General features: G+C 66.5%; 19 protein-coding genes. 11 read left to right on the top strand and 8 right to left on the bottom strand.

What is annotated here, in order from left to right:
- Positions 1 to 4: 4 nt before the first annotated feature.
- The gene (locus CSC94_RS01360) at positions 5 to 1,255 is read right to left on the bottom strand and encodes a sarcosine oxidase subunit beta family protein (RefSeq protein ID WP_099302974.1); all 1,251 of its coding nucleotides are present in this window, start codon (positions 1,253 to 1,255) and stop codon (positions 5 to 7) included.
- Positions 1,256 to 1,367: 112 nt separating this feature from the next.
- Between CSC94_RS01360 and CSC94_RS01355 the strand changes: the two genes are divergently transcribed.
- From CSC94_RS01355 to CSC94_RS01335, 5 genes are all read left to right on the top strand, one after another.
- Complete coding sequence (locus CSC94_RS01355; RefSeq protein WP_245408221.1) at positions 1,368 to 2,345, top strand: GlxA family transcriptional regulator; 978 nt, start codon at positions 1,368 to 1,370, stop codon at positions 2,343 to 2,345.
- Between the two features lie 186 nt (positions 2,346 to 2,531).
- Positions 2,532 to 3,476 carry a helix-turn-helix domain-containing protein gene (locus tag CSC94_RS01350; RefSeq protein ID WP_165784291.1) on the top strand — a complete coding sequence of 315 codons (945 nt, stop codon included), beginning with the start codon at positions 2,532 to 2,534 and terminating at the stop codon, positions 3,474 to 3,476.
- A 178-nt stretch (positions 3,477 to 3,654) separates the two neighbouring features.
- A complete protein-coding gene (locus CSC94_RS01345) occupies positions 3,655 to 4,542 on the top strand; it encodes a nitrilase-related carbon-nitrogen hydrolase (RefSeq protein ID WP_099302970.1) in 888 nt (295 codons plus the stop codon).
- A gap of 6 nt (positions 4,543 to 4,548) precedes the next feature.
- Complete coding sequence (locus CSC94_RS01340) at positions 4,549 to 6,120, top strand: trimethylamine methyltransferase family protein (RefSeq protein WP_099302968.1); 1,572 nt, start codon at positions 4,549 to 4,551, stop codon at positions 6,118 to 6,120.
- A gap of 45 nt (positions 6,121 to 6,165) precedes the next feature.
- Positions 6,166 to 8,577, top strand: coding sequence for a GcvT family protein (locus tag CSC94_RS01335; RefSeq protein ID WP_099302966.1), 2,412 nt, complete (start codon positions 6,166 to 6,168; stop codon positions 8,575 to 8,577).
- A gap of 73 nt (positions 8,578 to 8,650) precedes the next feature.
- Here CSC94_RS01335 and rpsU read toward each other — a convergent pair whose 3' ends face one another.
- Positions 8,651 to 8,893 (bottom strand): 30S ribosomal protein S21, encoded by a 243-nt coding sequence (gene rpsU / locus CSC94_RS01330; protein ID WP_099302964.1) that lies wholly within the window; start codon positions 8,891 to 8,893, stop codon positions 8,651 to 8,653.
- Between the two features lie 538 nt (positions 8,894 to 9,431).
- On the opposite strand from rpsU, the gene CSC94_RS01325 reads away from it, so the two are divergent.
- The 5 genes from CSC94_RS01325 (at position 9,432) to cyoD (ending at position 15,007) form a co-directional block, all read left to right on the top strand.
- A complete protein-coding gene (locus CSC94_RS01325) occupies positions 9,432 to 10,811 on the top strand; it encodes a DEAD/DEAH box helicase (protein ID WP_099302962.1) in 1,380 nt (459 codons plus the stop codon).
- Positions 10,812 to 11,017: 206 nt separating this feature from the next.
- Positions 11,018 to 11,908, top strand: a complete 891-nt coding sequence (locus tag CSC94_RS01320) for a cytochrome ubiquinol oxidase subunit II family protein (protein ID WP_133122804.1) — start codon at positions 11,018 to 11,020, stop codon at positions 11,906 to 11,908.
- Positions 11,905 to 14,004 (top strand): cbb3-type cytochrome c oxidase subunit I, encoded by a 2,100-nt coding sequence (locus tag CSC94_RS01315; protein ID WP_245408220.1) that lies wholly within the window; start codon positions 11,905 to 11,907, stop codon positions 14,002 to 14,004. The genes CSC94_RS01320 and CSC94_RS01315 overlap by 4 nt, the downstream gene beginning before the upstream one ends.
- The gene (locus CSC94_RS01310) at positions 14,001 to 14,654 is read left to right on the top strand and encodes a cytochrome c oxidase subunit 3 (protein WP_245408219.1); all 654 of its coding nucleotides are present in this window, start codon (positions 14,001 to 14,003) and stop codon (positions 14,652 to 14,654) included. Before CSC94_RS01315 ends, CSC94_RS01310 begins: the two co-directional genes overlap by 4 nt.
- Positions 14,651 to 15,007 (top strand): cytochrome o ubiquinol oxidase subunit IV, encoded by a 357-nt coding sequence (gene cyoD, locus CSC94_RS01305; RefSeq protein ID WP_099302958.1) that lies wholly within the window; start codon positions 14,651 to 14,653, stop codon positions 15,005 to 15,007. The genes CSC94_RS01310 and cyoD overlap by 4 nt, the downstream gene beginning before the upstream one ends.
- Before the next feature lie 51 nt (positions 15,008 to 15,058).
- On the opposite strand, the gene CSC94_RS01300 is transcribed toward cyoD, so the two are convergent.
- From CSC94_RS01300 to CSC94_RS24455, 4 genes are read right to left on the bottom strand one after another with little or no spacing between them, the layout of a single operon-like run.
- Positions 15,059 to 16,012: an ABC transporter permease gene (locus CSC94_RS01300; RefSeq protein WP_099302956.1), complete on the bottom strand. Its 954-nt coding sequence runs from the start codon at positions 16,010 to 16,012 to the stop codon at positions 15,059 to 15,061.
- A complete protein-coding gene (locus CSC94_RS01295) occupies positions 16,002 to 16,940 on the bottom strand; it encodes an ABC transporter ATP-binding protein (RefSeq protein WP_099302954.1) in 939 nt (312 codons plus the stop codon). The genes CSC94_RS01300 and CSC94_RS01295 overlap by 11 nt, the downstream gene beginning before the upstream one ends.
- The gene (locus CSC94_RS01290; protein ID WP_165784290.1) at positions 16,937 to 18,127 is read right to left on the bottom strand and encodes an NEW3 domain-containing protein; all 1,191 of its coding nucleotides are present in this window, start codon (positions 18,125 to 18,127) and stop codon (positions 16,937 to 16,939) included. Before CSC94_RS01290 ends, CSC94_RS01295 begins: the two co-directional genes overlap by 4 nt.
- A 52-nt stretch (positions 18,128 to 18,179) precedes the next feature.
- A complete protein-coding gene (locus CSC94_RS24455) occupies positions 18,180 to 18,566 on the bottom strand; it encodes a hypothetical protein (protein WP_165784289.1) in 387 nt (128 codons plus the stop codon).
- 192 nt (positions 18,567 to 18,758) lie between these two features.
- On the opposite strand from CSC94_RS24455, the gene CSC94_RS01285 reads away from it, so the two are divergent.
- On the top strand, positions 18,759 to 19,643 hold the full coding sequence (locus CSC94_RS01285; protein ID WP_099302950.1) for a DMT family transporter: 885 nt from the start codon (positions 18,759 to 18,761) through the stop codon (positions 19,641 to 19,643).
- A 10-nt stretch (positions 19,644 to 19,653) separates the two neighbouring features.
- Here the strand turns inward: CSC94_RS01285 and bfr are convergent, their stop codons facing one another.
- Entirely contained in the window at positions 19,654 to 20,139 is a 486-nt protein-coding gene (gene bfr / locus CSC94_RS01280) for a bacterioferritin (protein ID WP_099302948.1), read from the bottom strand.
- A gap of 107 nt (positions 20,140 to 20,246) precedes the next feature.
- Positions 20,247 to 20,555, bottom strand: coding sequence for a (2Fe-2S)-binding protein (locus CSC94_RS01275; RefSeq protein ID WP_099302946.1), 309 nt, complete (start codon positions 20,553 to 20,555; stop codon positions 20,247 to 20,249).
- Between the last annotated feature and the right edge of the window lie 8 nt (positions 20,556 to 20,563).

The following is a 20,563-nucleotide window of genomic DNA, read 5'->3' as shown; positions in this document are numbered from 1 at the left end:
GCCGTCAGTGCAGGTTGGGCTGGGCGCCGGCGCCCTTCTCGTCGATCATCCGCCCGGTCGAGAAGCGATCGAAACGGAAGGCGCGGGCCGTTGCGTGCGGTTCACCGGTGGCCAGCAGATGGGCGAAGGCCAGGCCGGAGGCCGGCGTCGCCTTGAAGCCGCCGTAGCACCAGCCGCCGTTGAAGAAGAGGCCGTCCACGGACGTGCGGTCGATGATCGGCGAACCGTCCATCGTCATGTCCATGACACCGCCCCACATGCGCAGAAGGCGGGCGCGGCCGATCATCGGCATCACCGCCATGCCGCCTTCGCAGACATCCTCGACGACCGGCAGGTTGCCGCGCTGGGCATAGGAATTGTAGCCGTCGATATCGCCGCCGAAGACCAGCCCGCCCTTGTCAGACTGGCTGACGTAAAAATGGCCGGCGCCGAAGGTGATGACGCCGGGCAGGACCGGCTTGAGGCCCTCGGTGACAAAGGCCTGCAGGACGTGGCTCTCGATCGGCAGACGCAGGCCGGCCAGCGCCATCACGCGGCTGGACGACCCGGCGACGGCCACGCCCACGGTTCCCGCGCCGATACGCCCGCGCGTGGTCTCCACCGCCCGAACGCGGCCATGGGCGATGTCGAACCCGGTCACCTCGCAATTCTGGATGATGTCGACGCCGTGGCGGTCGGCGGAACGGGCATAGCCCCATGCGACGGCATCATGGCGCGCGGTCCCTGCCCGGCGCTGGACCAGTGCGCCCCTGATCGGAAAACGGGCGTTGCCGAAATCGAGAAAAGGCGCCTCGCGGCGCACCTGGCCGGCGTCCAGCAGTTCCGCGTCGGCGCCATGCAGGATCATCGCGTTCCCGCGCCGGCGATAGGCATCGCGCTGGGCGTCGGAGTGGATGAGGTTCATGATGCCGCGCTGGCTGACCATGGCATTGTAGTTCAGTTCCTGCTCCAGCGATTCCCAGAGGGTCATCGACAGTTCGTAGAACGCCTCGTTGCCCGGCAGCAGGTAGTTGGAGCGGATGATCGTGGTGTTTCGGCCAACATTGCCGCCCCCGATCCAGCCCTTTTCCAGGACGGCGATCCGCGCCTTGCGATAGGTCCTGGCGAGGTAATGGGCCGTGGCAAGACCGTGGCCGCCGCCGCCGACGATCACGTAGTCATAGGATGCCCGGGGCGCCGCATCGCGCCAGGCCGGTTTCCAGCCCCTGTGACCCGTCAGCGCCTCCCGGATCAGCCGAAGTCCCGAATACGTCATCCCGGCCACTCTCCCGTCCGATGCTCCGTTTCAGGATGGCGTGAGGGAAAATGCCTGCTTTCCATTTCCAGCCATTTCCTGTCTTCTTCCTGCCAATGCCATGGAGACCATCGTGATCAAGGACATCGGCGCACCACGCGCAATCGGCTTCCTGTTCGTTCCCGGCTTCGCCCTGATGTCGGCGGCGGCGGCCGTGGAACCGCTGCGCGCGGCCAATCTCCTGTCCGGGCGGACGCTCTACGAGGTTCATCACTATTCGACCGGTGGCGGCCCGGTCCCGGCGTCCTGCGGCGCGGTGTTCGAGACCGAGGCATCAGGCACGGCCGGGGCGCGGACCGGCATCATGTTCGTGGTCGCCGGCGGCGACCCGATGACGCGCGACGACCCCGTTCTGTTCGGCCAGTTGCGCCGCCTGGCCGCGCGCGGCATCCCCCTCGGCGGCATTTCCGGCGGCGGCGTGCTGCTGGCGCGGGCAGGCCTGATGGAGAAGCGGCGCTTCACCGTGCACTGGGAGCATGTCGAGGCGTTGCGGGAGACTTCGCCGGACCTGCTGATGGAACGGCGGCTGTTCGTCATCGACCGGGATCGCGCGACCTGCGCCGGCGGCGTCGCGCCGCTGGACATGATGCATGCGATGATCCGCTCCGACCACGGTGCGGAACTGGCGCGGCGGGTCAGTGACTGGTTCATCCATACCGGTATCCGCCAGGCGGACGATCCGCAGCCCACCGGCCGCCGGGATGACGGCAAGGCGTATCACCGGAGCGTGGCCGCCGCCCTCGCGCTCATGGAAAACCATATCGCCGATCCGCTGAATGCGCGGCAGGTCGCGCGGCTCTGCGGAGCGAGCGAACGCCAGTTGCAACGCCGCTTCGGGGAGGAGACCGGCACGAGCCTGATGCGCGCCTATCTCGACCTGCGCCTGGCCAAGGCGGACGAACTGGTCTGCAAAACCCGTCTTTCCATGCTCGACATAGCGCTGGCGACCGGGTTCAACAACGCCGCCCATTTTGCGCACCGCTACCGGTCCCGGTTCGGCCTCTCGCCCAGCGAGCGGAGAAACGGCGCGCGAAGCGGAAACGCATCGTGACATGATCGCCAATTCGGCTAGCCTTGGAGACTGGGTGAACGAAACGGGCAGGCGATGAAGGACGGCGTGTTGCAACAGCCGAGCAGTGGTACGGAGGCAGGCCGGGCCGGATGGCCGGGCCTGCCATGCCGTGCGGATCATCCGGACCCGTTCCAGGTATCGTTTCATCTTGTCGACGGATTTTCCATGATGGCGCTCAGCGCCGCGATCGAGCCGCTGCGGGCCGCCAACCGGCTGCTCGGCCGAACCGGATATGCGTGGACGCTGGCCGCGGAACGCGCCGGTGCGGCAATGGCCAGTAACGGGCTGGAGATCAAGGCGGGTCCCGGTGCGGGAGATGGGCGGGACGCGGATCTCACGGTGGTCGTTGCCAGCCTGTTTCCCGGCGACCTCGACTGTCCCGGCCTCTTCGCCCGGTTGCGGCGCCTGAGATCACGGGGGCGGGCAATCGGCGCCATCAGCAACGGGACGATGCTGCTTGCCCGCGCCGGCGTGCTGCGGGACAGCCGGGTGACCATCCACTGGGAGATGGCGCGGCAGTTGCAGGAGGCTTATCCCGATCTCACCGTTTCGGACGACCTCTATTGCCAGGACAGCGGCGTGCTGACCGCTGCGGGCGGGACTGCGGCCATGGACATGATGCTTTCGTTGATCGCGCAGATCGACGGCGGTGACCTGGCCCTCGATGTTGCGCGGCAATTCCTGCACGGGCCGATCCGCCCCGCCTCGGACACGCAGATGGAGGATCTGCGCTGGCGTTTCCGAATCACCGACCGGCGCCTGCTCAACGCCGTCGAACTGATGCGGCGCAATCTCTCCTCGCCGGCCCGGATCGGCTGGATCGCCGAACAGGCCGGCGTTTCGGAACGGCAGCTGGAGCGGCTTTTTCTCGCAGAACTCGCCAGCCTGCCGTCGGACTTCTACATGGCCTTGCGGCTGCGCGCGGCACGCGAAATGCTGCTTGCTTCCTCCGATCCGCTGGAACTCATCGCCGAGCAATGCGGCTTTTCCAGCGCAGGCCATTTCAGCCGGTCCTACAAGATCCAGTTCGGCGAACCGCCGTCGCTGACACGGCGCCAGCGCATACGCCCCGATGGCGGAATCATGCAAGCCGATGGCGGCAAGCCGTAAGGCCCTCCGCCGCATTCCGTCCTAGCCTCTGTCCCTGAACGGGGTTAGCGCGGGTGCCGCGCGGGAGGCAGGAATGCGCAGTCCTTTGGGCAAGACTTGCAAAAGTGCTCTGGCGTCGCGGCCGGAAATGACATGAACTGACGGGATATTTCCCGGAAACGGCCAGGGCAGCAGGATCATGTCGACACCTCCAAGGATGAAAGTGGGCGCCGCCCAGTTTGCCAGTGTCATCGGCGACGTCGATGCCAATATCGACCGCCACCTGCACTGGATTGCCGAAGGCCGGGCGGCGGGCCTGGACCTGCTTGTCCTGCCGGAGCTGTCGCTGACCGGGCATTACGGTCCGGAACGGCTGCTCGACGTGGCGATCTCGCGCGACGATCCCCGGCTGATGCAACTGGCCGAGGCCGCGGGTCCGATGGCCGTGACGCTCGGCTTCATCGAGGAAGGTCCGGCAGCGCAGTTCTACAATGCCGCCGCGATCCTCAAGGATGGCCGGATGCTTCACCTGCACCGCAAGGTGAACGTGCCGACCTACGGCAAGCTGGAAGAAGGCAAGCACTACGCGACGGGCCGCTTTGTCGAGACCTGCGAACTGGCCGGTCACTGGATGGCGGGGCTGCTGATCTGCGCCGACGTCTGGAACCCCGCCCTGACGCATCTCGCTTTCCTGCACGGGGCGACCATGCTGATCTGCCCGGTCAGTTCGGGCACGGAAGCCGTGGGTGCCGGGTTCGACAATCCGGGCGGCTGGGCGCTTACCAGCCGGTTCTATGCCATGATGTACGGCGCCCCGGTGATCATGGTGAACCGGATCGGCCGGGAGCGCGACCTGACCTTCTGGGGCGGATCGCGCATCATCGATCCGTTCGGGCGCGAGCTGGCGGTGGCCGGCGAAGACGAAGGCATGATCACCGCCGACCTCGACTATCAGGCCGTCCGCGAGGCGCGCTACCTGCTGCCCACCGTGCGCGACAGCAACGTGGCGCTGATCCTGCGCGAAACGCAGCGACTGGTCGAAACGCTGGGCGTGCCGACCTTCATCCGTGATCCCAACCAGACCTGAGGCCAGATGGAACAGGACAGCCGCAACGCGAGGGAACACCGGGCGGGCCGGGGAAAACGGCAGGGCCGGCAAGGGCGGGGCGGGCGCGGTGGCGCGGGTATCCGGCAACTTCCGTTCCGCGATGTCATCAATCCGCATGCGCCGCTGGAGCTTGCCGATGCCGACCAGGTCGAGGCAATCCACCGGACATCAATGCGCATCCTGTCGGACCTTGGCGTCCGCGTGCTGAACGAGCGGGCGCGGGACCTGTTCCGGCAGGCCGGCGCGATCGTCGACGAGGAAACACAGGTCGTGCGGATCGACGAAAGCGTGGTCACGGAGGCGCTTCGAACCGCCCCGGCGCAATTCACGCTGACCGCGCGCAACCCGGCGCACCGCCTGACGTTCGGCGGCAAGCATGTCGTCTTCGGCCTGGTTGCAGGGCCGCCCAACGTGCATGACTGCATCAACGGGCGGCGCAGCGGCAACATGGCCGACTACGAGAACTTCATTCGTCTCGCCCAGACGTTCAACGCCATCCACATCATCGGGAACCAGGTGACGGCGCCGCAGGAACTTCCGGCAAACAGCCGCCACCTCGACACTTACCGCGCCAACCTGACGCTCTCAGACATGCCTTATCACTGCACGGCCATCGGGCGCGGCCGGGCGATGGACGGCATGCGCATGATGGCGATCGCGCGCGGCATTTCACTGGAAGCGATGGCGGACAATCCGGGTGTTACGACCATCATCTCGGTGAATTCGCCACGGCTGCTCGACGGCGAAATGGCGGACGGGCTGATGGCGATGGCCGAGCACGGCCAGCCGGTGACGATCACGCCCTTCACGCTGATGGGTGCGATGACGCCGGTTTCGCTGCCGGCGGCGCTGGCACAGCAGAACGCCGAGGCGTTGTTCGGCGTGGTGCTGGCGCAACTCGTGAAGCCCGGCGCGCCCGTCATGTACGGCGCCTTCACCTCGAATGTCGACATGAAATCGGGCGCACCGGCCTTCGGTACGCCGGAGAACACCAAGGCCAATGCCATCGCCGGCCAGATGGCGCGGCGCTACGGCCTGCCCTACCGCACGTCGAATGCCAACGCCTCGAACGCGGTGGACCTGCAGGCCGGCTACGAGACGGCCATGGCGACCTGGGGCGCGATCATGGGCGGGGGCAACCTGATCTACCACGCGGCCGGCTGGCTGGAGGGCGGGCTGACCGCTTCCTACGAGAAGCTGATCCTCGACGTGGAAATCCTGCAGAACATGATGGAGATCCTGCGGCCGGTCGATTTTTCCGAGGACGAACTGGGGTTCGACGCCATTGCCGCGGTGCCGACCGGCGGGCATTTCTTCGGGACCGAGCACACGCTGGCGCGCTACGAAACGGCTTTCTACACGCCGCTCCTGTCAGACTGGCGCAACTACGGCGCCTGGGAAGCCGCCGGATCGAGGGACGCGCTGGCGCGGGCCACCGACCTCTGGCAGCAGGCGCTGGCCGATTACGAGGCGCCGGCGATGGATCCGGCCATCCGCGAGGAACTCGACGCCTATGTCGCGCGGCGCAAGGAAGAGATCGGCCATGGCGAACCCTGAGCCGATCCGCGCCGGCACCGTTTCCAGACTTCGAAAGGGACCCTGATGCGAACCCATGCCCAGGCTGTCGTCATCGGTGGCGGCGTCATCGGCTGCTCCATCCTCTACCACCTGGCCAAGCTGGGCTGGACCGACATCGTGCTTCTGGAGCGGGACGAACTGACCAGCGGGTCGACGTGGCACGCAGCAGCCAACATTCACGGCCTGCACGACAACAACAACATCACCCGTATCCAGAACTACACGATGGACCTCTACAAGGCGCTGGAGGCGGAAACCGGCCAGGGTTGCGGCGTCTTCCAGCCCGGCTCGCTCTACCTGGCACAAACCGAGGCGCGCGAACACCAGCTGCGGCTCCAGGCGGCCAAGGCGCGCTACTACGACCTGCAGTTCCACGAGGTAAGCCGCGACGAGGCGGAACGACTGCACCCGCTTGTCGACTTCGACGGCGTCCGCTGCATCATGTTCGAGCCATCGGGCGGCAATGTCGATCCGTCCGGGGTCACCAATGCCTACGCGCTGGGCGCCCGGCAGCGTGGCGCCGAGATCCACCGCTTCACGCCCGTCACGGCGACGGAGCCGCAACCGGACGGAAGCTGGATCGTGCGTACGCCGAAGGGCGATATCCGCACGCAATGGGTGGTGAACGCGGCCGGGCTCTGGGGACGGGAAGTGGCGGCCATGGCGGGGATCACGCTGCCGCTGATCCCCACCGAACACCAGTATTTCGTCACCGAAACGATCCCCGAGATCGCGGCACTCGACCGGCGGCTGCCGTCGGTGGCGGATCGCGACGGGGAATATTACCTGCGTCAGGAGGGCAAGGGCCTGCTGATCGGCGCCTATGAGCGCGACATGCGGTTCTGGGCCGAGGACGGAACGCCGCTCGATTTCGCCCACGATCTCTTTCCCGACGACCTGGAACGCATCGAGGACAACATGATGCGGGCCATTGCGCGAGTTCCCGCCGTCGGCGCAGCGGGCATCCGGCGGGTAATCAACGGGCCGATGATCTGGTCGCCCGATTCCAACGTCCTGTTCGGGCCGCACCCCGACCTTCGCAACTATTTCTGCTGCAATGGCATCATCCCCGGCTTTTCGCAGTCGGGCGGCATGGGCCTGATGGCGGCACAATGGATGATCGAGGGCGAAAGCCAGTACGACATGTTTGCCTGGGACGTGGCCCGCTTCGGCGACTGGGCCGACCAGGCCTTCACGCGGGCCCGGGTGCAGGACCAGTATGCCCACCGCTTCAAGATCCATTTCCCCAACGAGGAGCGCGCTGCCGGCCGGCCCGTGCGCACGCGCCCGGCCTACGCGATGCAGGCCGCCATGGGCGCCGTGTTCGGCCTGAATTACGGCTGGGAGCATCCGCTGTGGTTTGCCGATGCCCCCGGCGCCGAGGAGACCAACGGGTTCACGCGGCAGAACTGGTGGGAGCCGGTGGGTGCGGAATGCCGGATGCTGCGCGAAAGGGCCGGCATCATCGACATTTCCAACTTCGCCAAGTACCGGGTCAAAGGGCCGGGCGCGGAAGAGTGGCTGAACGCGGTGTTTGCCAACCGGATGCCCCGCACGGCCGGCCGGTCCTGCCTGACACCGCTGATCGGCCGGCGCGGCGGGATCGCGGGCGACGCCACCGTGACCCGTATCGGCGACGACGAATTCTGGATCATCAGTTCGGGCATGGCGGAACGCTACCAGAAGCGCTTCTACGACGCAGTGCCGCTTCCGGCGGAGACGACGTTCGAAAGCCTGACGGCCGGCTGGTGCGGCTTCAACGTGGCCGGGCCGAAGGCGCGCGACATCCTGCAACCGCTGACCCGGACATCGCTCGCCACGGCCGATTTCCCGTTCATGCACGCCTGCCGCATGGAGGTGGCCGGCGTGCCGGTGGTGGCCATTCGCGTATCGTTCACCGGCGATCTTGGCTGGGAACTGCACTGCCGCGCGGAAGACCAGCTGGCGCTCTACTCGGCGTTGCTGGAAGCCGGCAACGCTTTCGGTGCCGGCCCGGTTGGGTCACGTGCGCTGATGAGCCTGCGGATCGAGAAGGGATACGGCTCATGGGGACGGGAATACAGCCCGGAATACTGGCCGCAGGAGACCGGTCTCGCGCCGCTGATCAAGATGAAGAAAGACTTCCTAAACAAGGCGGCCTATGTCGGGCTGATGGACCGCCCGGCCCGGGAGACGCTGTCGATTGTCGAGGTGCTCGATGCCGGCGGGGCCGACGCCAACGGCGGGGAACCGGTCTTCCTGACCGATGGCACGCCGGCGGGGCGGGTGACGTCCGGCGCCTACGGGTACTCGGTCGGAAAGTCGCTGGCGCTCTGCTACCTGAACGGGGCAAAGCCTGGCGATCCGGTCGACGTGATGATCCTCGGGCGGCCGCACCGGGCCGTCGTCCTCAAGGAACCGCCATTCGATCCGGGAGGGGAAAGACTGCGCGCCTGAGCCCTGGCTCTTTCCGGCGCAGACCGGGTCCGCACGACGAGGCGATGCGGACCGCCGATCTGTCCGGCGCCGGTCAGCGGCCGCCGGGGCGCGCCTTGCGCTTGGGTCCGGGCAGAAGGCCTTCGCGCTGGGCAAGCTTGCGTGCGGCCTTGCGGTTGCGGCGCACGGCTTCGCCCTTCTCGCGGGCGCGCTTCTCGGACGGCTTCTCGTAGGAGCGCCGTGCCTTCATCTCGCGGAAGACGCCTTCGCGCTGCATTTTCTTCTTCAGGACGCGAAGCGCCTGGTCCACGTTGTTGTCTCTGACGATAACCTGCATTTTCTCTCCTTTGCTGGCGGCCTGAAACAGCCGGAAACGGACTTTTGGCCCCGCGGGGGGCCGGATACTGCCGGATCGATGATGCGAAAGAAAACGATGCCGGAACGAGGCTGACCGGTGTGACCGGTACCGCCACGACACGAGGCAATCGAGACCTTGAAGATCGCTTGGCGCCCATACTGGCCGGGCGCAATCTAATCCTGTACGCCACGAAGGGCGCGACGCCAAGCATAAGCATCCGGACCCGCCGACACAAGGGCAAGCGGGAATTGCCATCCTGCCAAATCGGGCAAAGGGTCTTGCATTTGCCGCAATCCGATGCCATGTGAGCCTCGTTGCAAGCCGCGCGTAGATGATCCATGCCGATCAGCGGCTCCACGCAACCCTGCAATTATCCCCCAAAGATCGTTGCCTGCACGCCGCGCAATTCCTGCGCCCAACACGATGGCGGCCGATCTACGCTGGTTTCCAAAACCGAAGACAATAAGCAAGCCGCGCCTGCCGGTCGGACCGACCGCGCGCGGCCAGGAAAACCGATTTGACAACTTTCAAAGACCTCGGCCTCGCCGAGACCATTCTCAACGCCCTCGCGCATGAGGGCTATGATTCCCCCACCCCCATCCAGGCCAAGGCTATTCCCGTCGTCCGCAGCGGCCGCGACGTGCTGGGCATCGCCCAGACCGGGACCGGCAAGACGGCGGCCTTCGTGCTGCCGCAGCTCGACCGGATGGCCGGCGATCGCAAGACGGCCGCGGCGAAAACCGCCACCGTGCTGATCCTGGCGCCGACGCGGGAACTGGCCAACCAGATCGCCGACGCAATCACGACCTATGGACGGGCACTCAAGCCGTCCGTCGCGGTCGTCATCGGAGGCGCCAAGCCCGGTCCGCAGGTGCGGGCAATGGCTCGGGGTGTCGACTTCCTCGTCGCCACGCCGGGCCGCCTGCTCGACCACATGGAAACGGGCGCGATCACGCTTTCCGGCGTGCGCACCGTGATCCTCGACGAAGCCGACCAGATGCTCGATCTCGGCTTCCTGCCGGCCATCCGCCGCATCCTCGAGAAAGCGCCGAAGCAGCGCCAGACGCTGCTGTTCTCGGCCACCATGCCGAAGCTGATCCGCAAGCTGGCCTCGGACTTCCTGCACAATCCGGAAGAAATCGCCGTGACGCCTGCGTCGCGCCCGATCGAGCGGATCGACCAGCGCGTCGTCTTCATCGAGAAGCCGGCCAAGCCGCGCCTTCTTGCCTCGCTGCTGAAGGACAAGGCGGTGGAACGCGCCGTGGTGTTCACCCGCACGAAACACGGCGCCAACCGGCTTTGCCAGCAGCTCGGACGGTCCGGCCTCGAGGCCCAGCCGATCCACGGCAACAAGTCGCAGAACCAGCGCGAAAAGACGCTGGCGGCTTTCCGCGACGGATCGATGCGCATCCTGGTGGCGACCGACATCGCCGCGCGCGGGATCGACATCGACGACGTCACGCATGTCTACAACTACGAACTGCCCAACGTGCCGGAGGTCTATGTGCACCGCATCGGCCGGACGGCGCGCGCCGGCAAGAGCGGTCACGCGATCGCCTTCTGCGATACGTCCGAACGCCCGCTGCTGCGCGACATCGAGAAGCTGACCGGCATCCGGATCCCGGTCATGGAGGGCGCGTTGCCCGACGCCGGTGAGGATCTGCGCGACAACCTCCCGGAAAAGCCGCGCCAGCCTGTCACCGCCGGCGTTCGCCGGGCGGACGGAAGCGAGGCCGAAAAGCGGGGCAACGGGCGGCGTCGCCGACGGGGTGGTGGCAAACCGGCAGGCGGAGCCAAGGCTCCGGCCGCGTCTCGGGCCAGCGATCCCGCCAAGAGCGATCGCCCGCGGCGGCGCAGGCGCCGGAAGGCCGGAGCCGTGGCAGCACCGGCCGCCTGACCCGCGGCCGATCCGCAGCTTTTCCGACGTCCTGGAAAAAACGGGGGAACAATGTTTCCGTTTCCCCGTTGATGTCCGTCGGGAAGGATTGCGACGGTGCAACGCGGGTTTGAAACAAACAGTCACCCGGTTTGCCCGGCAAGCGGGCAAGCCATCTTCTGGTCGATGCCAGCGCACGCCCGGGCTTTCCATGAAGCGGGCGCGGCGTGAAAACGCGGCTGCGGCCGTGGCGCGTGCTGGCAGCATGCACCGTGCTGCTGGCCGGTTGCGGCCCTGTTCACCCACCGTTCGGGGTATTCGGGGCCAGCGGCCCCATAGCGGATGCCCAAAGACACCACCTGATCTTCGTTACCGGCTGGATGATGGTCGTCGTCCTGCCGGTTTTCATTGGCCTGCCGCTGGTCGTGCGCCGCTACCGGCATGGACAGACCGCCGATGACTTCAGGCCCGGCTGGACCTTTTCCTGGCCGCTCGAACTGCTGGTCTGGGGCGTGCCTGCCATCGTTGCCGGAGTGCTCGGATGGCAGTTGTGGCAGGAGACCGTCCGCCTCGACCCGTACAAGCCGCTTGCCACCCGCAGCGCATCCATCGAGGTCGATGTTGTCGGGCTCGACTGGAAATGGCTCTTCATCTACCCCAGGCTCGGGATCGCGAGCGCCGACCGGCTGGTCATTCCAGCCGGTGCACCGGTCCGCTTCCGGATCACGAGTGGGACCGTGCTGCAATCCTTCATGATCCCGCGGCTGGGCGGACAGATCTACGCCATGCCCGGCATGGTGAGCGCGTTGAGCCTGTCGGCCGATCGGCCGGGCACTTTCACCGGCCTGAACACGCAGTACAATGGCAGCGGCTTCTCGGAACAGCGTTTCGAGGTCGATGCGCTGCCACGGGCGGATTTCGATCAGTGGGTAGCCAAAACCCGGCGCGAGGCGCCGCCCCTCGACCGCAAGGTCATGGCACGCCTCGGCCGCCGGGATGTCCTGGCCTCTCCCGAAGCTTTCGGGCGGCTGAAGGGCGATCCCTTCGCGCAGGTGGTGAAAACCGCGAAGCACGAGGGCCATGCCGTCGCAACCGCCCCCAAGGGACAGTCGCGATGAGCCCGGGCGCCGTCGATCCGCTGACCGGCCTGATGAACTGGCGTGCGCTGGTCTTCGTGACACGCGGTGATCCGCTGTCGGTCAACCATCTCGTCGCCGATGGCGCGGCCGGCCTGATGCTGGTCGGCGGGGCTATTGCGGCCGGTCTCATGACCGTGAAAGGCTGGTGGCGACCGCTGTGGCGCGACTGGCTTACCAGCCTCGACCACAAGCGGATCGGCGTTATGTATGTCGCGCTCGCGCTGGTGATGATGGCGCGCGCGATTGCCGAAGCGGTCGTTATGCGGACCCAGCAGGCGGCGGCCGTCGGCAGTCCCGGCTTCCTCGACGCGCATCATTTCGGCGAACTGTTTTCCACCCATGGCACGATCATGATCTTCTTCGTCGCCATGCCGTTCCTGACAGGGCTGATGAATTTCGTCATGCCGCTCCAGATCGGCGCCCGCGACGTAAGCTTCCCGCTGCTCAATGCAATCAGCCTGGCCCTGACAGCGGCCGGCGCGGCGCTGGTCATGGTCTCGCTCGTCTACGGCGGCTTTTCGACCGGCGGATGGACGGGTTATCCGCCCTTCACGGGCATCCGCTACAGTCCCGGAACCGGCGTGGATACCTGGATCTGGTCGGTAAGCTTGAGTTCCATAGGCTCGACGCTGACCGGGCTGAATTTCGCGGTCACGCTCTACAAGAACCGCGCCCCGGGCATGACGTTCTTCCGGATGCCGCTGTTCTCCTGGGTCACGCTGTGCGTCTCCATCCTGATGATCTTCGCCATGGCGCCGCTGACCGTGGCGACGGTCATGCTGGCGCTCGACCGATACGCCGGCTTCCATTTCTTCACGGCCGACGCCGGCGGCAACATGATGAACTATGCCAACCTGTTCTGGCTGTTCGGCCACCCGGAGGTGTACATCCTGATCCTGCCCGCTTTCGGCGTCTGGTCGGAGGTGATCTCGACGTTCTCCGCCAAGCAGCTCTACGGTTATCATTCGCTGGTCGCGGCCACGATGGTGATCTCCGTGCTTTCCTTCACGGTCTGGCTGCATCACTTCTTCACCATGGGCCAATCGGCCAATGTCAACGCGATCTTCGGCATCGCGACCATGCTGATCGGCATCCCGACCGGCGTGAAGATCTATGACTGGCTGCTGACCATGGTGCGCGGGCGCATCCGCCTGACGGTTCCGATGCTCTTCGCCATCGTGTTCATGATCACCTTCCTGATCGGCGGGCTGACGGGCGTGATCCTGGCCAATCCGACGATCGACTTCGTCTTTCACAATTCGCTGTTCCTGGTGGCCCATTTCCACAACATGCTGATCCCCGGGTTCCTGTTCGCGATGATCGCGGCGGTGCAGTTCTGGTTTCCCAAGGTTTTCGGATTCCGGCTCGACGAACGTCTCGGACGGATCTCCTTCTGGCTCTGGGCCGTCGGGTTCTACCTCGCCTTCATGCCGCTTTACGTGCTGGGCCTGATGGGTGCGATGCGGCGGACCATGGAATGGCAGCGTCCGGAATACCTGCCCTGGCTGGCGATCGCCCTTGTCGGCGCGCTTTGCCTGCTGGCGGCGTTCATGACCTTCGTGGCGCAGATCGCCGTCTCGGTTCGGCGTCGCGATGCCCTGGCGGTGCCGGGCGGCGACCCGTGGGACGGACTGAGCCTGGAATGGTCCCTGCCGGCACCGGTACCGGAATACAATTTCGCGGTCCTGCCGCGCGTCGGCGCGCGCGACCCGTTCATGGCGATGAAAAGGGAAGGCCGGGCCCATCTCCGCCCCGAGGCGTATGAGGATATCCGCCTTCCGAAGAACAGCCCGGCGGCGCCGATCATCCTGGCAGCCACGTTCCTGACCGGTTTCGCGCTGACCTGGCATATCTGGTGGCTGGCGATTGCCGGCCTGGTCGCCTGCTGGATCCCGATCACGCTGCGCAGTTTCCGTGAGGATCACGAACGCGTCATACCCGCCAGTGAGGTCCGCCGCCAGCACGAAGCGTGGCTGGACCGCGTTGCCGCGCTGCCGGCGATCCGCCGGGAGGACGAGACCGGACCCCGCAACCGCGGGCGGGCTTCCAGCCAGTTTGCAGGAGGCCAGCCATGAGCGATCATGCTTCGGCCATGGCCGACCGCGAGCACCGCCATCCCGGCCTCAACCTGGATCACACCGATCCGGAGGGACATGCCAGCGCCGAACCGGTGATCTTCGGCTTCTGGATCTTCCTGATGTCGGACCTGATCGTCTTCGCGCTGTTGTTCGCGACCTATGCGGCGATGAGCACCCAGGGCACCGGCGACGGACCGGCACCGGCGCAGCTCTTCGATCTCCGGATTCCACTTCTCGAAACCCTTGTGCTGCTGACGAGCTCGTTCACACTCGGCTTTGTTTCGCTGGCAAACAAGTACGAGGGGCATCCGCGCCAGGCGATCGGCTGGCTGGTCGTGACGCTCGTGCTCGGCGCCGGCTTCCTGGCGCTGGAGTACCACGACTTTTCCACGCTCATCCATGAAAAGCATGCCGGGCCGCAGGTCAGCGGGTTCCTGTCCTCCTATTTCCTGCTCACCGGAACGCATTTCGTCCATGTCGCGGCGGGGATCGCCTGGGGGATGGTCCTGATCGTCCAGCAGGCGGTTCTGGGGCCGACCCTGCCCGTGAAGTTGAGGGTCATGCGCCTGGCGCTGTTCTGGCACATGCTCGATATCGTCTGGATCGGCATCTTCACCTTCGTCTACCTGTCCGGAGTCCTGGCATGAGCGACCAGCACGTCACCGCCCGGCGGCCGATTCCCGACAGCGAGCGCATCGGCAGGCGGCGCGAATTGCGCCGCTACATCGCCGGTTTCGCGCTTTCGCTGCTGCTCACCCTGCCGGCCTTCAGCCTGGCGGCCGCCGGTGTCCTGCCTCCCGCGCAGACCCGGCTTGCCGTCGCCGGTCTGGCGCTGCTGCAAATCGTCGTCCACTTCCGCTTCTTCCTGCATATCGACCTGCAGAAGTCTCACCGGGACGACCTGATGCTGATCCTGTTCACCGGACTCATCATCGGGCTGATGGTGCTCGGCACGCTGTGGATCCTGTTCGATCTGGAGGGCCGGATGCTGAGCCCGTAAGAAAAGCCGGGCGCACGCGGCGCCCGGCTTCCCCGCCCGATCGTTATGCGGTCAGGCCCGGATCTCCTGGCGCTGGAAGACCACGTAGGCGCCGGTGAACAGCAGCACCATGGCGGCAAACAGGCCGGCGATCTGCGGCCAGATGATCAGGATCGACTGCAAGGTCGGCAGCGGCGAACCGATCAGCGCACCCTCCAGCTGGGACATGAAGACGGGACCGACCGACCGGGACGCCGGGTCGAGGAGCATCTGCGCGATCTCGCCATAGAGCGTGACCGGCGACAGCCGGGCGAGCGCCTGCTGGACGTGCACCTGGCCCAGCACCGTCATCGGGTCGAGCGGGTTGACCGGCGCGATGGCCCCGGCGGCCAACGGCGTGATCATCGACCAGAAGACCGAGAAGATCAGCCAGGCCGACAGCGCCGCCAGTGCCGATGTGGCCGGCGCCCGGATGACCGTGGAGAAGGCCAGCGCGAGCGCCAGCCAGACCCCGGTATAGACGAGCGTCGCGGCGAAATAGGCGAAGCCACGGGCCATGTCGCCGCCGGATGGCGGCAGGCCGAGCAGCAGGATGCCCAGCCCGATCATCAGCAGCCAGAGCGTCAGCAGCGCGATGGCGATGACGATCATGCCGCCGATGAACTTCCCGAACAGGACGGCATCGCGATAGATCGGCTGGGCGAGGATGCGGCTCATGGTGCGCTTGCCGAATTCGCCGTTGACCGCATCGAACCCGAGCGCGATGGCCAGCAAGGGCAGCAGGAAAGCCATGAACGAGGAGAACGACGGCAGCGGTGCACGGGCGACCGTGAACAGCTTCAGGAAGAGGTAGGGATCCTCCGCCGTGGTCTGCCGTATTTCGCCGATGGCGGCATAGACCGCGCCGACCGCGGTGAGCAGGACGAGCAGCATGATGAGATGCATGCGCGCGCTGGTCATGTGATCGGCGGCTTCCTTGAATGCCACCGTCATGACGCCCGTGAACGGTGAACCTTCACGCCTCATGGCCTGCCTCCCTGAAAAACCGGTTGTAGGCCTCGCCAAGCGAGATGCGGCGGGCATCGAGACCGGTCAGGGCCCCGCCGCGCGCGACGATCCGCCTGGCAAGGTCGGATCGCACGTCGCGGGCGGCCGTGATCTGCCAGTGGCCGTCGCCCATGTCGGCGCATGCGGTCACCCCTTTCACCTCCGGTGCGAGGGTGCCGATGTCGATCCCGCTCGCGCCAACGTCGATGTGGAAGGCGCCGTCGGCCACCTCGCGGACGAGATCGTCGACGGTGCCGAGAAAGCCGATGCGCCCGGCATTGAACAGGGCAACGCGCGAACAGATCGACTGCACGACATCCAGCAGGTGGGAGGACAGAAGAACGGTCATCCGTTCGGCCGCGAACTCGCGGATCAGGCTGAGCAGTTCGCTGGTGGACCGGGGATCGAGACCGGAGGTCGGCTCGTCGAGGATGACGACACGCACGTCGCGCATCAGCAGTTCGGCCAGGCCGAGGCGCTGGCGCATGCCGCGCGAATAGGTCGCGACACGCCGGTCGCCGACGCCGGACAGGCCGACACGCTCGAGGGCCGTCGCGATGCCGCGTTGCGCGGCGGTCTCGTCCAGCCCGGCGAGGCGAGCGGAGTAACGCAGGTTCTCGCGTCCGCTCAGCGTGTCGTAGAAGCCGACGGCATCCGGCAGGTAGCCGACATGCCGCTTGACGGCGAGGGGTTCGCGCAGCGGGTCCCGGCCCAGAACCCGCACCGAACCCTCCGTCGGCTCGGTCAGGCCGAGCAGCATCAGGATGGTGGTGGTCTTGCCGGCACCATTGGGTCCGAGGAGGCCGAGAATCTCGCCCTCCTCGACGGTCAGGTCGATGTGGTCGACGGCGGCGGTGCCGCCATAGCGCTTGGTGAGGCCGCTGGCCTCGATGACGGGCGTGCTCATCTGCGGCCATACCTCAGAACGGCCATGGCCAGGACCAGCAGCGCGGTGCCGATGACACCGATGCCGGCCATGCCCCAGACCGTGGACGTGTTGACGGTGACGCGGAACTTCGCGTCCTGGGAAGCGCCGGGCGCGTCGGCACGGATGTTCAGCATGTAGTCACCGGCGATAGCCTGAGCCCCCGGCGTGACCGAGACGTTGACGGTTTCCTTCTGCCCGGGATCGAGCGCCGGCAATTGCGCCGGGTCGAACGCGACTTTCCAGTCATGCGGCGGCGTCGCGTCCATCCTGATCGCCTGGGCTGGCGCGCTGCCGCGGTTGACGACCGTGAAGGGGAAGCTGGTTTCCTGTCCCGCCACCGCGGAGCCGGAGAGGCGCTCCTGCGGGCCGTTCAGGGCAAGCTCCGGCGAGCCGGTGATACGCAGGCCGAGATCGGCCTCGGCGGTCTTGCCGCCCGCGGTCGCGGTCACTTTCACGGGGTAGTCGCCCGCCGAAACGGAGCCGTTCGGCTTGACATGCAGGGTCACCGTTTCCGTGCCGCCGGCCTTGACCGGCACACCGGTGATCTCGTCAGAGCCATAGCCCTTCTTGAAGGAAACCTCGAAGCCGGCGGGCACCGCCGCATCGAGCGTGAAGAGCTGTTCCTCCAGGCCCGGGTTCTCCAGGGTCAGCTTGTACTGGAAATCGGTCTTCGCGCCGCCACGCAGGGCCGGCAGCTCGGGCTTCAACGTGGGATTGGCAGCGGGGAGATCGGCCAGCGTGACGGAAAGCGGCAGATCCGTGGTTCCCTGATCATAGGCTGCCTTCAGGTCGAGCGCGTAGGTGCCGGACTTGGCATCGGCGGGCGCCTTGAGGTCAAGCGTCAGCGCCTCTGTCGCGTCGGGGTTCACCATGGTGGCCTCGACTTCCATCGCGCCATGCTTGAGCGTCCAGGTCCACCCCTTGGGCAAGCCGTCCAGGGCAAGGCTGGCGCGGCGCGGAGAAAGGGTGTCATTGATGACGGAGAGCGGAATGGAGATCTGCTTTCCGGGCGCCGCCTTGAATTCCGGCGCGGGGGTCGTGATCCAGAAGCCGTGGGGCCTGGCATCGGTCGTCATGGTGTCACTTGTCGCCTGGGCCAGCGCGGGCGAACAGGCAAGGAGGGCGCAGGCAGAGAGCGCGCCCCGGAACAGTTTCCGGTTGGACATGGTTTCATCCTCTTCGTCGATTCGGTTCGTGCGCGAGCGCACGGGGTTCCGTTCAGAGAAGAAGGAGGACGGGAGGGCCGCGCGCCATGCGGCGGCCGGTACGGGGGTGAAGCGCCGGGAACGATGCAGGAAATGCCACGGCGGCATGACCGGGCAATCGTGCCGGTTGCATGCCGGCCGCCGGGACAAGGGCGGCCCGGGGCGAGCCGTCCGGCGTGTCGGCGGGATCCTCCTCGCCGGGCATCGTGGCGAGCACGGGCGTTGCCGCGACCAGGCGATCATGGGTGGAGACATAGTGTCCGGCACCGACCGGTTGCCCGGCGAGCGCGGAGAGCGGCAGAAGCACACAGGCCAGTTGCAGGATCACCGGAACGGCGCGACAGTGCGACAGCCGCAGCAGGCGCCTGATCATCCAAGCAATGTGACGTGCGATTGGCATGGCCGCCCCGCCGGTCGAAGCATCCCGTTGCCGGGACCTCATGGGAACCGGTTTGCAGCCGAACTTGGGCGAGAGTTTGGCTCAACCGTGAAGCGGCTGCAATTCGCGCCCGCGCATGCCCGGTCGCGAATCCGGCTTGCGGTTCCGGCATCGCGGTGATTGGCTGCACGCCCGATCCGAACGGAGAAACGCATGCCGGCGACCGGAGCCAGCCCATCCTCGCAGACGACCGCCGGCATCGCGCTGATGTGCGCCGGCGTCGTCTGTCTGTGCGTCAACGACGCCATCGCCAAGACCCTGACCGCGGGCTATTCGCCGCTGCAGATCCTGTTCCTCCGCAACCTGATCGCGCTTCCGATCGCCGCGGCCATTGCGATGGCCATGGGCGGACGCGCAGCGCTGAAATCCCACCGGCCAGGCGCCCACCTGCTTCGCGGCCTGTTCTGGCTGTGCGCGGCCACCCTCTTCTTCACCGGACTGAGCTACCTCGACCTGGCCGAAGCGACGACCCTGATCTTCATCGCGCCGGTCTTCGTGACGGCGCTTTCGGCCCTGGTGCTGAAAGAGCGGGTGGGGTGGCGCCGGTGGTCGGCGGTGCTGCTGGGGTTTGCCGGCGTGCTGGTGGTCGTGCGGCCGGGACTGTCGGCCTTCCAGCCGGCCTCGCTGTTTCCGCTGGCGACCGCCTTCTTCTATGCCGTTCTGATGGTCAGCGCACGCTGGGTCGATGCGCGCGAAAGCGTCTGGACGCTGATGCTCTACCTGGTCGGCGCAGGCGCACTGTGGAGCGCGCTCGCTGCTCCCTTCGTCTGGGTCCCGCTGCGCAGCGAAGATCTCTGGCTGTTCGCCGCCATCGCCGTTTTCGGCACGGCCGGCCTGACGCTGATCACGCAGGCGTTCCGGTTCGCCCCGGCGGCCGTCGTCGCACCGTTCGACTACACCGCGCTCCTCTGGGCGACGCTGCTCGGGTGGCTGATCTGGGACGAGATCCCGGATCTCGCCACCTACCTGGGAGCGGTCATCATCATTGCCAGCGGGTTCGTCATCATCCTGCGGGAGCGCCGCTCACCTCCCGGCTGAGGCGCGCTGCCTACCCGGCTTCGCCGGCCGGTGCCGCGTTGAGCTGGCCGTATTTCTCCGCGCCGAGCTTTTCCAGCAGGTCGAGCTGGGTTTCAAGGAAATCGATATGGCCTTCCTCGTCGGCCAGCAATTCCTCGAACAGCTTCATGGAGACATAGTCGCCGGCATCATGGCAGACGTCGCGGGATGCCTTGTAGGAGTCGCGCGCCTCGTGTTCGCCGGCGAGATCGGCCTCGAGGACCTCCTTGACGGACTGGCCGATGCGCAGCGGCGCCACGGACTGCAGATTGGGGTGCCCTTCCAGGAAGATGATGCGCTGGACCAGCCGGTCGGCATGATGCATTTCCTCGATGGATTCCTCGCGTTCCTTCCTGGCCAGGTGCGTATAGCCCCAGTCATCGAGCAGGCGGTAATGCAGCCAGTACTGGTTGACCGCGCCCAGTTCGAGGAACAGGGCCTCGTTCAGCCGCTCGATCACCTTCTTGTCGCCCTTCATCAGCCTTCTCCTGTCTGCTGTCGCGGCGCTGCCGCATGGCATCGGCAGGCCCGGCCCGCCATCCTCCGGTCAAATGCCGCGACACGCAAGCCGGCGAGGCCCGCAGATCAGGCGGCGCGGCGCTCCAGGCGAGCGGCCTTGCGTGCGGCTTCGGCCATCTCGTGCTCCTCCTTTAACCGCGCAACCAGGTCCACCAGGGCATCCTCCGGCGTCGCATGATCGCGGTGCCAGGCCTCGACCGTCGCGACGATCACGGCTACCGCATTGGGAAAACAACCACAGCAGCGCCCCTGCCTTTCCAGGGCGTGATAAACCCGAAGCGGCGTGATCACCGCCCACGCGTCGTCTTCGAGAAAGGTCCGGACGACCGTCTCGATCTCGGATCGGGTTATGACATTGCAGTGGCAGACGAGCATCGGTCTCA

The organism is Zhengella mangrovi, assembly GCF_002727065.1.
GTDB lineage: Bacteria > Pseudomonadota > Alphaproteobacteria > Rhizobiales > Rhizobiaceae > Zhengella > Zhengella mangrovi.
The sequence above is the reverse complement of the archived record's forward strand: the minus strand, read 5'-3'. Positions and strand labels throughout refer to the sequence as shown.